The sequence below is a fragment of the Nocardia sp. NPDC056100 genome, assembly GCF_042266325.1.
GTDB lineage: Bacteria > Actinomycetota > Actinomycetes > Mycobacteriales > Mycobacteriaceae > Nocardia.
The window spans coordinates 534,004-547,444 of record NZ_JBHJVY010000002.1 but is presented as its reverse complement, the minus strand read 5'-3'; the positions used below and the strand labels follow the sequence as shown (position 1 = coordinate 547,444).

General features: G+C 65.5%; 16 protein-coding genes. 5 read left to right on the top strand and 11 right to left on the bottom strand.

Annotated elements, in window-relative coordinates:
- Nucleotides 1-9: 9 nt before the first annotated feature.
- The 4 genes from ACFC0O_RS14245 to ACFC0O_RS14230 all read right to left on the bottom strand — a co-directional run bounded on the left by ACFC0O_RS14245 (nt 10) and on the right by ACFC0O_RS14230 (nt 1,980).
- Nucleotides 10-372: a VOC family protein gene (locus ACFC0O_RS14245; RefSeq protein WP_375957589.1), complete on the bottom strand. Its 363-nt coding sequence runs from the start codon at nt 370-372 to the stop codon at nt 10-12.
- A gap of 98 nt (nt 373-470) precedes the next feature.
- Entirely contained in the window at nt 471-1,040 is a 570-nt protein-coding gene (locus ACFC0O_RS14240) for a hemerythrin domain-containing protein (protein WP_375957586.1), read from the bottom strand.
- A 60-nt stretch (nt 1,041-1,100) separates the two neighbouring features.
- Nucleotides 1,101-1,238, bottom strand: a complete 138-nt coding sequence (locus ACFC0O_RS14235) for a hypothetical protein (protein WP_375957583.1) — start codon at nt 1,236-1,238, stop codon at nt 1,101-1,103.
- Nucleotides 1,239-1,320: 82 nt separating this feature from the next.
- Nucleotides 1,321-1,980, bottom strand: coding sequence for a GNAT family N-acetyltransferase (locus tag ACFC0O_RS14230; protein ID WP_375957581.1), 660 nt, complete (start codon nt 1,978-1,980; stop codon nt 1,321-1,323).
- 116 nt (nt 1,981-2,096) lie between these two features.
- Here ACFC0O_RS14230 and ACFC0O_RS14225 point away from each other — a divergent pair, with 116 nt between their 5' ends.
- Nucleotides 2,097-2,909, top strand: a complete 813-nt coding sequence (locus ACFC0O_RS14225) for a MerR family transcriptional regulator (RefSeq protein WP_375957578.1) — start codon at nt 2,097-2,099, stop codon at nt 2,907-2,909.
- A 53-nt stretch (nt 2,910-2,962) separates the two neighbouring features.
- Here the strand turns inward: ACFC0O_RS14225 and ACFC0O_RS14220 are convergent, their stop codons facing one another.
- Both ACFC0O_RS14220 and ACFC0O_RS14215 read right to left on the bottom strand, forming a co-directional pair.
- Nucleotides 2,963-3,454: a hypothetical protein gene (locus tag ACFC0O_RS14220; protein WP_375957575.1), complete on the bottom strand. Its 492-nt coding sequence runs from the start codon at nt 3,452-3,454 to the stop codon at nt 2,963-2,965.
- A gap of 136 nt (nt 3,455-3,590) precedes the next feature.
- On the bottom strand, nt 3,591-3,911 hold the full coding sequence (locus tag ACFC0O_RS14215) for a DUF6191 domain-containing protein (RefSeq protein ID WP_375957572.1): 321 nt from the start codon (nt 3,909-3,911) through the stop codon (nt 3,591-3,593).
- 823 nt (nt 3,912-4,734) lie between these two features.
- Between ACFC0O_RS14215 and ACFC0O_RS14210 the strand changes: the two genes are divergently transcribed.
- Nucleotides 4,735-5,343: a hypothetical protein gene (locus tag ACFC0O_RS14210; RefSeq protein WP_375957569.1), complete on the top strand. Its 609-nt coding sequence runs from the start codon at nt 4,735-4,737 to the stop codon at nt 5,341-5,343.
- Here the strand turns inward: ACFC0O_RS14210 and ACFC0O_RS14205 are convergent.
- Entirely contained in the window at nt 5,315-5,701 is a 387-nt protein-coding gene (locus ACFC0O_RS14205; RefSeq protein ID WP_375957566.1) for a hypothetical protein, read from the bottom strand. The genes ACFC0O_RS14210 and ACFC0O_RS14205 overlap by 29 nt on opposite strands.
- 200 nt (nt 5,702-5,901) lie before the next feature.
- Here ACFC0O_RS14205 and ACFC0O_RS14200 point away from each other — a divergent pair, with 200 nt between their 5' ends.
- Together ACFC0O_RS14200 and ACFC0O_RS14195 are read left to right on the top strand one after the other, a co-directional pair.
- Entirely contained in the window at nt 5,902-6,816 is a 915-nt protein-coding gene (locus tag ACFC0O_RS14200) for a BTAD domain-containing putative transcriptional regulator (protein WP_375957563.1), read from the top strand.
- A 3-nt stretch (nt 6,817-6,819) separates the two neighbouring features.
- On the top strand, nt 6,820-8,283 hold the full coding sequence (locus ACFC0O_RS14195; RefSeq protein WP_375957561.1) for an MFS transporter: 1,464 nt from the start codon (nt 6,820-6,822) through the stop codon (nt 8,281-8,283).
- Nucleotides 8,284-8,381: 98 nt separating this feature from the next.
- On the opposite strand, the gene ACFC0O_RS14190 is transcribed toward ACFC0O_RS14195, so the two are convergent.
- The 4 genes from ACFC0O_RS14190 to ACFC0O_RS14175 all read right to left on the bottom strand — a co-directional run bounded on the left by ACFC0O_RS14190 (nt 8,382) and on the right by ACFC0O_RS14175 (nt 11,935).
- Complete coding sequence (locus ACFC0O_RS14190) at nt 8,382-9,431, bottom strand: AraC family transcriptional regulator ligand-binding domain-containing protein (RefSeq protein ID WP_375957559.1); 1,050 nt, start codon at nt 9,429-9,431, stop codon at nt 8,382-8,384.
- A 3-nt stretch (nt 9,432-9,434) separates the two neighbouring features.
- Nucleotides 9,435-9,764 carry a hypothetical protein gene (locus tag ACFC0O_RS14185; protein ID WP_375957556.1) on the bottom strand — a complete coding sequence of 110 codons (330 nt, stop codon included), beginning with the start codon at nt 9,762-9,764 and terminating at the stop codon, nt 9,435-9,437.
- Nucleotides 9,765-9,912: 148 nt separating this feature from the next.
- Complete coding sequence (locus tag ACFC0O_RS14180) at nt 9,913-11,355, bottom strand: alpha/beta hydrolase family protein (protein ID WP_375957553.1); 1,443 nt, start codon at nt 11,353-11,355, stop codon at nt 9,913-9,915.
- Between the two features lie 22 nt (nt 11,356-11,377).
- On the bottom strand, nt 11,378-11,935 hold the full coding sequence (locus ACFC0O_RS14175) for an ArsR/SmtB family transcription factor (protein WP_375957551.1): 558 nt from the start codon (nt 11,933-11,935) through the stop codon (nt 11,378-11,380).
- A 287-nt stretch (nt 11,936-12,222) separates the two neighbouring features.
- Here ACFC0O_RS14175 and ACFC0O_RS14170 point away from each other — a divergent pair, with 287 nt between their 5' ends.
- Nucleotides 12,223-13,425, top strand: coding sequence for a lipase family protein (locus ACFC0O_RS14170; RefSeq protein ID WP_375957548.1), 1,203 nt, complete (start codon nt 12,223-12,225; stop codon nt 13,423-13,425).
- The last annotated feature ends 16 nt before the right edge of the window (nt 13,426-13,441 follow it).

Genomic DNA, 13,441 nt, shown 5'->3' with positions numbered 1-13,441 from the left:
TATCGCTCGTCATCGTGCCCAGACCAGGCAGAAAGGATGCCCCGCCGGGTCACGAAAGACCCTGAAGTTGTGCTCCCCCTCGGCCTCGGTCACCCGAGTGGCGCCCAGCGCCAACACATCTCGCTGGGCGGTCTCGATCTCGTCCACCTCGATGTCGAGATGGAACTGCTGGGAACCGCGCGGATCCGGGAATCGCGGTGGCTCGTGTTCGGGTGCGAGCTGAAACGCGAGTCGACGCCCCCTGCCGTCGGTCAATACCGTCCAGGTGTCATCGGCGGTCTCGACGGTGCCGCCGAGTACGCGCTGATAGAAACTCGCCAAGGCGGCGGGATCCCTACTGTCGAGCACTACCGAGCGAAGATTTCCGATCATGAAGCCCGGGTTGCCGATTTGCCGCCGCATAAACCGGGTTCCGCGCGCGGCGCCGGACGGTGGCCCGGCTTCCCGGGCCGACCGCTGGTTCGTGGAGGTCAGTTCCGCTTCATGCTGCCGACACTCAACGATCCACTCGCCTGAACCCGCTGTCCCTGCTCCACCTCGCGGACGTACTCGGCGGGGTCCTTGTCCACGGGCTCGACACCGGCGAAGTTCCGCGCCTCGAACGCAGCGAACGACACCGCAAGCTGGTGCCGTGTCTGCAACCCGGCCAGGCGACGGAAGTCGGTGAGCCCTTCGCGCTCCTCCTCGGCCATGTGATCGCTATTGGCCAGGTTTGCCGCCGCGACGGCCGCGTACCAGGCGTCGGTGCCGACCGGATGCGATGCCACATCGGCGATCGCGTCCCGAATCTCATTGTGGTCGTGGATCGCGTCGAGCGTCTCGTCCTCGACCCCGCCCTTACGGTGTGCGGCGACGCCGACCCGCAGCAATGCCGGATAGAAGATCTCCTCCTCGGCAAGGGCGTGTAATTCGAGAAATGTCGCCAGCCTGCCCCATATCGCCGACAGCACACCGGTGTCCGTGCGATCGATCTGCTCCAGGATCGCGAACAGTCGCCGCTGCTCACGATGGTCATCGAGGATCAGCTCGGTGATGTCCATAGTTCCTCCCTGACAAGGCACCCCGGGCCAGGATGCCTTACGAGCGGTCGAAGTCGACCCTCAATGGGGAGTGTCGCCCTCATAGTCCATATTCGCGGCTTGATCCTCGGTGGTGGCCTCCGGATCATCCCTCGCTACCGCTCGCTCATCCTGCTGCTCGGAGTCGTGCTCCCGCTCGTTCGTCGATTCCTTGGGCATGTCGAACCTCCTCGAGTAGCGCGATGGATTGTGTGCACCTGCGCCATACCCGGGCGCTCGCCGAGCAAACTCGGCCGAGCGATCACGCACCGCGTGCCGGTATCCCGAACAGTGGCAGGCACTGCGCCAGTCCCGTGACCTCGACCGGCACGGTGCGGCCGGCTTCCCAGCGGGCACGTGTCAGTCGTAATCGGTTGAGTACCAGGGGTTTGCCGCGCACCGCGTGCACCTCGACGCCGTCCGGCTCGTAGCCGAGTTTGCGTGAGACTCCGCTCGAACCGTGGTTGTTCTCGTAGGCGCCCGACAATGCGGTATCGGCCCCGAGTTCACCGAAAGCCAGCGCCAGGACTGCGGCGCGCATCTCTGTGCCGATTCCTCGACCATGGTGGATTCTGCCGAGCCAGGATCCGGTGCTGACCTCGGCGCAGATGGCGAAGTCCTTCGCACCGACCGACTGTGAGCCGACCACCTCACCATCGCGGAGCACGACGAGGTTGAGTTCCCATTCGTCTACGCGCCAGTCGGCCCAGCAGCGCCAATGCCACTGCATCACGCTCCGGGCCACCCCATCGGGCTCGGCATCGGTCCACGCGATTCGGAACGGTTGCACCGCGGGGTCGTGGACGCCCGCGGCCGCCAAGGTGGCGAGTGCACCCAGGTCATCCAGGTCGGGGAGTCGCAATTCCAGGTTCGGCGTGCGAATTCGCAATCCGGCCAGAGGCCAATGGGAGATCCGGCTCATGGCGGTCATCATCGCGTCGGGGTGGTGTTGGCGACCACTGGATTTCGGTTCGCTCAACCGTCGCTCGATAGAGTCTTGACCCTCACACGGTGTCAGGTGGTCAGGTAGGAGGGGTCATGTTCAGCATTGGAGACTTCGCCCGGCACGGCCGCATTTCGGTCCGGATGCTGCGCCACTATGACGCGATCGGCCTGTTGCGGCCCGACCGGGTCGACCTGGTCAACGGCTACCGGTATTACAACGCCGCACAGCTGGCTCGCCTCAATCGCATTGTCGCGCTCAAGGATCTCGGATTCACGCTCGCTCAGGTGCAGGAAATCCTGGACGAGAAGGTGACGACGGGGGAACTGCGCGCGATGCTGCGATTGCGGCAGGCCGAGTTGGGAGCGGCCATGCAGGCGGCTGCGGACCGGCTGGTTCAGGTCGAGGCGAGGCTCCGTTCGATCGAAAGTGAGGGGCGCATGCCTGCCGACGATGTCGTAATCAAGAAATTGCCCAGTGTGCGGGTTGCCGAATTGACCGGTGTGGCAACCGGTTTCGATAACATCAGTCCTGTCATCGGACCGCTGTACAGCGAGTTGACCAAACGCCTGGAGGCGGCGGGGATCGCCCTCTCCGGCCCCGGTATCGCGTATTACGAGGACGCTCCCGACGGTGGGATTCTGGTGCACGCGGGCGTCGAGGTCAGCGCGCCGGTCGGGGAGGATGACGGATTGCGGATCGTGGATCTGCCGCCGATCGAAAGTGCGGCGACCATCGTGCATCGCGGTTCGATGGCGACCGTGCTGCCGACCGTGCAGACACTGGGCCGCTGGATCGATGCGAATGGCTACCGCTCGACCGGCTATCCGAGGGAGATCAACCTGGAATGCCCTGCCGATCAAGATGGTTGGGTGACCGAACTCCAGGAGCCGATCGCCAAACGCTGACGATCGGAGTGGGCCCCGACCGCGAAATAGTCAGGGCCCACTTGGTTTTCGGATCAGCCGAACAGTTTGCTCAAGAGCGGACCGATGATCGGGATGCCCGCGCTCCCGCTCGCACTGCCGGTGCTCGCAGGCGGCGCATTCGTCACCACGACAGCGAGAGTCGCGGTCGGCGGTCGGGAGCCCGGCCAGCCGGCGCCGCTCGCGCAGCCGTATGCCTGGACCACGTGCGTGCCCGTGGTGGTGGGCGTCCACTGCACGGTGGCAAGCAGATTGGCGTCCGGGGCGATAGCGCGTCCGCCGAGCAGGTCACCGTCATAGGGATCCGAGTCGATCGCGACCCCCACCGTGCTCTGCACCTGGCAGTGCACCGTGATCGTGTAGGCGGTCCCCACATAGTGATCGGTGCCCGAAATCGTGATCGAAGTCGGCGTGGGCGGTGTGGTGTCGGCGACCGATTGCCCCGCACCCATCGCCACCGAGGCGACAGCCGCCGCGGTCAGTATGCCCGCCCCAAACCAACGGCCTTGTGCTGCTGTTGTTTTCATACGTCTCCCATGTGTCAAGTGCCCTTGCGGGCAGGCAGACGTTAGCACTGCAAAGAGTCCTTGCGGACGGGTTTTGAAAATCAATATTTCCGCAATTCGGCACCCCGCTCAGCGGGACCAACGTGCCGCTGAGCATTCAGCCCTTGGGCGGATCCGACTGGCGCGGCTCAGGATTGGCGCTCGGCAATCGGACGATGCCGTTTGCCAGGTCCACGCCGAGCGGGTCCCCGGACGTCTCGAGTTGTTCGCCGCGCATCTCACGACTGCGAAGTTCCTCTTGCGTGTGCTGACTCGACGGGGCCACCAATGCCTGCAATTCCCCGAACAGCCCCGCCCCACCGCCACCTGTCGACTCGCTGCGCGAGGAGATCCAGCCCCGACGCTCCGCGAAGACGAGGGCCCGATCCAAGACAATCGCGAACACGACGATGCCGACAATCACCCACACGACGGTCATACAAACCCCTTCCGTCCGCGGTTTCGACGGTACGCCTCGTCATTGTTGAGTACCGGGCGGCCTGCGCGGAGTGGGGTGGTGGCCTGGCCAACGAGCCATCGAGGAACGGGCACGGCGACCGCGATATCGACAACAGCTATGAGATAGCTATCTCATTTGATGCCCTTTCACTGGATATCAACCGAACGAGGTTACAGAATTTAGCAACCAACCAGCGAATGAACATCATGCCGGTAGCCACCAGGAGGAACGGTGCAGACAACCAGTTCCACCGCATCGATGGCGGATGGGTTGCGCGGCCCACTTCGCGCGCTTCGCCGCTGGTGGGCGTCAGCGCCGATGCTGGGCGGAGTGTCCATGGTGGTCATTTTGGCTGCCTTCGGCCGGCCCAGCCCGGTGTGGGCAGTGGTGTATTTCGTCATCGGGTTCGCCGGCGGAGCGTACTTTCGCAGGATCGATACATCCCGCCGATTCGGTGCCCGCGAACTCCAAGTCGAGTTCTACACCGCACAGGACGAGCGTCGACTCCCCGATCGAATCCATCCACCGTGGTGGCACGAGCACATCATCGCCGAGCGGAACCGACTGCGGAACCAACAGCTCCAAGGATGGGTGGTCGCCCTGTTCGGACTGTGGGCGGCGGCGATGTTGGTCGCCCAGGCATCGATAGCGGGATTTCGGCTCGTGCCGACCGGGATTCTGGTCCTGTACCTGTTGGTATGCGCCGGTTATGTCGCCTGGTACCGGCTCATGCGTCCGAGCCTGCTCGCGGACCTCGATGAACTGGCCCGTCAAGGTCGGTCACGCGGGTATCGAGACCCGAGTGACCACCTTCCGTTCGGCGATGACGGTCGGCATCGGAGCCTTGGTGATTCGGCTCCGAAATAGCGCACGCACACCAGACGATTCGCGGCCAAGGACCGACCGCGATCCCATTCATCTTGTGCGCGAACGCATCCGGAGCGTGCTGCGCTGGGCATGGATGGGGCTACTCGGCTTGTACGCGGCGTTCCTTCTATACGCCGGTGTCACTGGCATGCGCAGTCCCGGCGACGAGCTTCACGATCGACTCCTGTGGGCGGCGCTATGCCTCTCCACCGCAGCGGGATTCATCGCCTCGGCACTGTGGATTCACCGACGCGGTACGCACAGGGCAAGGCCGTGGCGCGAGGGTCTGCGCAACGCTCTGAGCTGGGTGTTGACCGGTCTACTCGCGAACCTCTCCTTCGCCTTCCTGCTGACCGTGATCATCCCTCACCGCGATGCCCCCAACCAGGCGTGGTACCTGCTCTTCGCACTCGATGCGATCTACCTCAACCTGGCCTTCGCTATTGCGGCAGGCGCAGTGTGGGTTCGGCGTAAGACCCGAACGGGTTCGACCATCGACTCGGAGCGTCGCAGCACTAACCGCCCTGTGTCAGAGCGAGTTTGACCGTAACAGGCTGCCGCTCGGACACCACCGTGCCGGGGGCCGGGGTCTGATCGACGACGAAATATGTTGGGGTGTCGCCGCTGTCGAACAGGACATTGTGTCCGTCGGGTGCGGTGGCGGTTGTCACGTGGAAGCATGCGCCGTCGCCCTGGATCGCCGCATCGAACCGTTGCCCGCGCCAGTCGGGCAGGGCGAGGGGCCACGGTTTGGCGTGGCATTGGTCGGCGACCGATGCGGCCGTGGTCGCTGTGGAGCTGGCGGGCGCGTGGGATTCGCTGTTTGTCGAACCCCCGCAGGCGGTTACGCCGATCATGAGTCCCGCGCACACCGATACGGCACCAACGAACCTTGCGGACACCAAGTCTCCCTTATTGATTGAGCATCGAACGCAGCGCAATCCTCGCATGCGTGGTGTCCGAGGAGCGGGGTGGGTTGATGGACCGCGGGATTGGGAAGTTGGCACGTCGGGCGTCGCGCCTGGCACATTGCGTCCTCCTCGGTCCAACGGATCCGCGGCGAGACTTCCCATACGTGGGCGGTTTCCACATTCGGTTCGTGGTGAGTGAGGTACGTGTGGTGCAGATAGCGCTGCTGGGTGAGGCGCAGGTTTCGGTCACGGAAGGCCCGGCGCGGCGGGTCGGCGGTCCGCGAGTGCGAATGCTGTTGGCATTGCTCGCGCTGGAGCCAGGCCGCCCGGTGCGGTGTGAGTCGTTGATCGACACGATCTGGGGTGACGATCCGCCCGCCGATCCTGCGAATGCGTTGCAAACACTGGTGAAACGGCTGCGCGCGGTGTTGCCGCACGGTGTCGCGGTGGAGTTCGTGGCAGTCGCGTATCGGTTGGCGATCGATGCGGATGACATCGATATTCACCGGTTCGTCCGGCTGGCGGGCGAAGGGCACGAATTGCTCGCCGCCGGTGCGGCGAGTCCGGCAGCCCGCACGCTCGATGCCGCGCTAGGGCTGTGGCGGGGAGCGGCGTTCGCGGACCTGACCGATGTTCCCGAGCTCTGCTGGCATGCGGACCGATGGAACGAGCTGCGTCTCGACGCGATCGAGACGCGCGCGGACGCCTATCTGTCCCTGGGACGGGGACCTGAGCTCGCCGCATCACTCGAGCGTGAGCTACGCCTGCAGCCATTGCGGGAGTCCTTGGCCGCGAGAGCCATTCGGGTGCTCGCGGCCGGGGGTCGGCAGGGTCGCGCCCGGGTGGTGTTCGAATCCACCCGGCACCTACTGCGTGCGGAGCTGGGTGTCTCGCCCTCGCCGGAGCTGGCCCGTGCCCGTGACGAACTCGACTGGCTCCCTGAGTATTCGGATTCGCGTTTGGCGGTCCGGCGCACAGGTTCGATCGAGCGGGTCCGTGACCTGCCAGGGATCGCGGCACTACCGGATTCGGCGCTGCCAGCGCAGTGCCAGGGCCTGGGAGGACAGTGCCCGCGGTGGTCCTTCAGACCTTTCGAAAGCGAGTGAGTAATGAGTATCAATCAGTCTCCGCAGCGTGCGGGTCGCCGCGAATGGACGGCGCTCGCCGTGCTGGTCCTGCCTTTGCTGCTGGTGTCGATGGATGTGTCGGTGCTGTATTTCGCGGTGCCGTTCATCGCCGGTGATCTGAATCCTTCGGCGACACAGCAACTCTGGATATTCGACAGCTACGGTTTCGTGCTGGCCGGGTTGCTGCTGACGATGGGTGCGATCGGTGATCGCCTCGGGCGGCGGCGACTGTTGCTCATCGGAGCGACGGGATTCAGCCTCGCCTCGTTCGCCGCCGCGTACGCGCCGAATGCGGAGGCGCTCATCCTCGCTCGTGGAATTCTGGGCGTCGCGGGTGCGACGCTCATGCCGTCCACACTCGCGTTGATCCGCAATATCTTCGTGCACGACGGTGACCGCACCCGAGCCATGGCCGTGTGGGCGGGTGTGATGAGCAGTGGCGTGGCGATCGGGCCGATTCTCAGTGGCGCTCTGCTGCAGTACTTCTGGTGGGGATCGGTGTTCCTGATCAATATCCCGGCAATGGTGCTGCTGGTCGGGCTGGCTCCAGTGCTGCTGCCGGAATTCCGTGGCGCGGTGAGCAATCGGTTCGACGGCGTCAGCGCGCTGCTGTCACTGGCCGCGGTGCTGCCCGCCGTCTACGGCCTCAAGGAATGGGCGGCAAACGGATTCACGCTGGTCCGCCTGGTGTGTCTGCTGGCCGGAATCGGTTTCGGCGTGCTGTTCGTCCGACGGCAGCGCACCGTTCCCGATACGGTCCTGGACGCGAGCCTGTTCGCTCAGCGCACCTTCACGGTATCGGTGGCCGCGCAGCTGCTCGCCATGTTCGCGCTGGTGGGCAACGCGGTGTTCGTGACCCAGTATCTGCAATCGGTCCTCGGCATGAGCCCTTTCATCGCGGCACTGTGGAGTCTCGCGCCCGCGTTGCTCGTCGGTGGTGCGGCTCCGGCGGCTGCCACGCTGGCTCCGAAATTGGGTTCCGCGGCCGTCGTGTGCACTGGATTCGCCATCGCCGCAGCGGGATTCGGCGTACTGGCGACGATCGGCGTGCACGGACTGGTTACCGCTCTGATCGGCTCGGGGCTACTGGGCGCGGGCCTGGTGATCGTGATGACCCTGGTGACCGATCTGGCCATCGGCGCGGTGTCCGCCGAGCGCGCGGGTGCGGCGGCGGCGGTGCTCGAGACCGGCGGCGAATTGGGCGGCGCGCTGGGTATCGCGATTTTGGGCAGCATCGGCGCTGCCGCTATCAGCGCCGCGTCGACACCGCTCTCCCCTCGGATCTGCCTGTGCAAGCCGCCCACACCGTCCACGAAACCCTCGGCGGCGCAGTGGGAGTCGCCGCTCGCCTGCCCGGCACGGTCGGCGACTCGCTACTCGCGGCCGCGCGTGCGGCGTTCACCGACGGTCTGGACATCACGGCGACCGTCGGCGCGGTGGTCATGATCGCCGCCGCTGTCGGCTGCGGCCTACTACTGCGATCCGGGACCGAATCCGCGACCGGTTCCGACGACCTCCGGCACGAGCGGGCGTCGAAATGAGCATCATTGCCGGTCCGTACGTGCGACTTGCGCCCTATCCCATCGCCTCGCCGCGCGGCGGACGGAGCGGTGATCCTCGTAGCCGAGCAGGACAGCCTGCTTCGAACGCGTGATGGACGCACCGGCGATGACGCTCTCGAAGCGGTGCCGCCGGACGCGATCCAGTTCGGCACGCCAGGTGGTGTCGTGTTCGGCCAGCCGTCGTTGCAGGGACCGCCGGCTCAGGAACATACGGCGGGCGACGCGGTCGAGAGTCGCCGAATTATCGTCCAGTGCAATCGATATCACCTCGGCCAGATGTTCGAGCCAGGTGGTGGCCCGCGGTGGTGCAGCGGGCATCGAGGCGGCTACGCGGTGGAGAATCGCGGCCAGGTGCGGATCCGCGGTTCGCAGCGGCAGGTCCAAATCCGATTTGCGCAGGGTGAGACTGTCCGCGGGAGCGTTGAATTCGATGTCGTGGGTGCCGAGGGTCTCGACCATGCTCGCGTATCGCCGCGGCGCGGACTGGCGGAACGCGATCCGGACCGGACGCACCGCCACCCCGGTGGCAAGCCTGCTTCGTGCCAGCAGAGCCGCGTGTCCCCACTGCATCGCCAGATCCTTGCCGCGGCCTTCCCCGTTGATCATCGTGATCTCGAAACTGATCTCGGTATCGGTCTCGGGTCCGGGATCGAAATGGAAATTCGTGCTGATGGCGCCGATGAACGGACCGACCGTCGCCATTCCGGCGCCCAGTGTCGGCGCTGTGGAGAAGAGGTAATCGTGCAGGCCCGCCTCGCCCATCACGTACCGATCGGCGATCAGCATGGCCGAATCCTCGCGACCGAGGGCGTGTTCCACCACTTCCCAGGTGCGCAGGTATACGCCACTCGGGGTGCGGACGGTTTGATCGGTGGTTTGCCAACCCGCCAGCCCACAGTCACGGGTGAGCCGATCGGGATCCAGGCCGGACTCGAGCGCATGGCGCAGCACGGTCTGCGGAAGCAGCACCGTGTCGGTGGTTTCGGCAGGCCCTTCGAAAGGGGCTGCCTCACCGGCCGACACGGCCGCCACCAGTCAGATGGTCCAGGCCATCGGATAGTTGATGATCGGGCGTTCGAAGATACCGCCGATCGCTTCCATCTCGCCGCGGGCGATAACGGCCATTTCTTTCAGATCGTCCATCTGCTTCGCATGCTCCTCGGAGTCCCAGATGCTGATCTGCACCATGGAGCCGTCCGGCGACACTCCGGTGTACCAGTGCAGCAGTCCCGGCAACCGCGTGATCGCGGGCACCAGATACTCCGCCTGCTTCGTGATGAGCGCTTCGAACTTCTCGAAATTGCCGGGATCGAAACTGGCGCGACCCACGCGGACAACCGCGTTCGCCGGCAGGGATTCGGTCATCGTGCTGCCTTTCATTCGGTAATCGGATTCCAACCGCGCAACGATCCCCGACGCCACTGGCATCTCGCTGGCATCTCGCGAACACCAAGTCTCCCCAGCTGATTGAGTAGTGAATTCGACAATGACAGGAGCGGCGACCACGCCGGCGTCACACCGAGAACAGGCCCCACGTGATTGCCCAGGTGAGCCACAGACATCCAACGAGAAGTGGGATGGCCGATGAGATTCGCTGCGGGGTGGCCGCTTTGGTGCGGACCGCTGCCAAAGCGCGGCCCGCGAATAGTGCGGCGGTGAGCAGGGTCAGCAGTTGCAGGATGACCCACGCCAGTGGACGGGACGCGATGATCGGACCGGTTGTGCGCGCGTTGAAGGACAGGATCGCGAGTACGTAGGCGGTGGTCGCGAGCACCGAGAGGAGTCCGCTGGCGGCTGCTGCGCGGGTCAGGCGGCGGGTTGTTCGGCCGGGGTGGGCATCTCGATGGGTGAATGACCGCAGCAGGTAGGTGGTGAAAGCCAGGACCAGTGCCGCGATCAGGACCAGTTGTGTTCGCGCGGAGGTTGTCCAGCCGTGGCCGGGATCGCTGCTGGTGACAGGTTGGGACGGTGGGGTGGCCGCGGACGACGGCGGTGGGGTGTCGCCCGTTGCCCGGTGAATCCAGGTGGTCATGGTGTCGAGGTAGCCGGGTGCGAATGCTCCGCGGGGCGCTCCAGGGCCCGGTGCGGTGCCGAGTCGGTCGAATCCGTCGGTGGTCGCGCGGCCGTTGTGTGCGGTATCGGGGAGGAAGCCGATGATGACCGAGGGTGCGGCGGTGAGTGTGTTCCGCAGTACCGCAGCGCTTTCGGCGGGAGGCACCTGCACGTCGTATTGGCCCCAGAGGGCGAGGACGGGAATGTGCAGGGCGGCGAGGGCGGGTAGTGGGTTGAAGTTCGCTTCGGGGAATGCGCCGGTGTCGCCGAGTAGGCGGGCGGCGGGACCTGCGATGGTGTCGCTCAGTGATCCGCCCGCGCCGCGATGGCGCAATGTCATTGCCAGACTCCAGGTTTGCGTACGCAGCGGGCTGAAGCCGGATGCACCGAGGGTGAGCAGGAAAGCGATATCGTCGGAACGTGAGGCCGCGAGTGGGGCGACCCAGGCGCCTTCGCTGAATCCCCAGACTCCGACTTGATCGGCTCGGACACCTGTTGTGCGGCTCAGGGTTTGGACTGCGGCCAGGGTGTCGTCTGCCAGTAGCGAGAAGTCTCGGTGGGCGAATGAGTAGCCGTCCGTGCGTTTGTCGTAGACGAGTGCGGTGAGTCCCGCCGCGGCGAAAGCGCGCGCTTCGTACTGGACTTGGGTGCGGGGTACCGGGCCCGCGCCGCCCACCAGCACGATCCCCGGCATCTGCGCGTGTGGCTCAGCCGGGCCGATCACGGTGCCGTGCAGGGCCAAGCCGTTGCCACCCGTGAACGTCACGTCGGTGCAGGTGAAGCCGTCGCAGTCGAATGGTGTTGTGGCGGTGGCCGGTCCGGCCGGGGCGATGGACAAGACCGCCATGAGTAGCGCGAGCACACATGCGACGGCGAATAGGCGGCTGACAGGGAGGTGGTTCATGGCTAGCCCCTTGGAGCGGTCTTCAGATCTCCGGAAAGCCGAACATGCGCAGCAGCACGGCTTTTCGGTCGGGATCGGAGTCGTCGGCCAGGCCGTAGCGCTGGACGAGTTGGATGTATTCCTCGAAGAACTCGCGCAGCTGTGCCGGATCGACGCGAATCGTGGCCCGCGAGAACAGGAATGCGTCGGCCCACTCCCCCAGCTCGGGCGCCGCGCGCTCGTACGCTTCGTAGAGTTCGACCAGTTCGGCCAGGTTGTGCCGGGTCATTTCCGCAGTGGCCGTGCGCATTTCGTCGGTCTGTTCACTGTAGGCGGGGAAGCGGCGGTCACCCGGTACCGCGCGCCACCAGCGCTCCTTGCCGCTGGCGAGTTCGGGGACCTCCTCGACGAAGCCGTGTTTGGCCAGCTGGCGCAGGTGATAGCTGGTGAGGCCGGTGCTCTCGCCCAATGCCTGGGCCAATGAGGTGGCATTCACCGGGCCTTTGCGCAGCTGTTCTTCGATCCGGCGGCGCAGCGGATGGGCGAGCAGACGCAGAACGGCGATATCGGTGATGGTCCGAACGGGTGGTCGATCTGCCATGGCTCCGACCATAATTCATGCAAAGGTAGTTTGCAAAGCTTCTTTGCAACTGTCTCGATAGCCGTCTGACGACCGACTCGTGCGAGCCGCACGGCAGGACCACCCGCCGTGACCGAGAATGGCTAGCAAGTAGCAAACGTGCCTGAACCTCAGAGGAATAGGGATAACCGCCTTAGAACTTCACCTTCGAACCGGTTGGTGTGGTGCAGATCACACATTTGAGCCAACCTTTAGCTACCACCTGGACGAAGTCTTACTCGGGGGATGGACCAACCGAAGGGACACCGATGCTCACCTCGGCTCTACCCAGGGCGCTGATCCGGGCGCTGGTCGCCATGGCGGCAGCGACGACGGCGCTCGCCATCGCCACCCCGGCCGCACACGCGGGCGCGCTCTACCCGATAGCCGAGCCCGACGGGTTCTATTACGGTCCCGCCAATCTCGGTGACTTCGCACCCGGAGACATTCTGGGTTCCCGGCCGGTGGCCGCACACCCGTGGCCCGGGGCCACGGTGTGGCAGTTGTCTTTTCGCTCGACCAATTCCCAGGGCGCACCCATCCCCGCCGTCACGACCCTGATCATCCCGGCCGGGGGCGGCGCGAACCGTCCGCTGCTGTCGTATCAGCCGTTCGTCAATTCCCTGGGCCTGCAATGCGCTCCGTCGCACGCCTTGTTCGACGGCGGGCTCAAGGAGGCGGGCGCGCTCAATATGCTGCTGGCGCGCGGCTGGGCGCTGGCGGTGCCCGATCACCTCGGGCCGACCAGTGCCTACGGTGCGGCTCGCCTCGGCGGACAGATCACGCTCGACGGCATCCGCGCGGTCAAGCGCTTCGCGCCCGCCGGACTCGTGGGGTCCCCGGTCGGCATGGCGGGTTACTCCGGTGGCGCGATGTCCACCGGTTTCGCCGCCGCGCTGGCACCCGAGTACGCGCCCGAGTTGCCGATTGTCGGTGCCGCACAGGGCGGTTTGCCGGTCAACCCCGGCAAGATGGCCATCGCGGTGGGCGATACTCCGCATCCGTTGTTCGGGCTCGGTTTCGCGGTGGCGATGGGCGTCGAACGCGAATATCCGTCCGCGCTGCCACTGGATCGGGCGCTGACCCCGGCCGGATTCGCGCTGCGTGATCGCATCGCCAACGCCTGCACCGATGACATCATCTCCGCGGGCGCGGGTCATTCGATCGGCGAAATGTTCAACCGCGGCATGGAAAACGATCCGACCATGATCGCGGCCATGCACGACAATGCGCTCGAGGTCGCCCCGGAGGTGCCGCGCGCGCCGATCTATCAGTGGCACGGCGGCAGCGATCAGGTGCCGCTCGATCAAGCGCTGGCCACGGCCGGACGCTATTGCGCAGCGGGCACTCCCGTGCAGTTCGACATCATCGGCGGCGATCACGCCACCGCGATGCTGCCGGGCGCGATGCGGGCCATGAACTATCTGTCGGACCGTTTCGCGGGCATTCCGGCACCTTCCAACTGTCACTGACACCCTCGTATTCAGA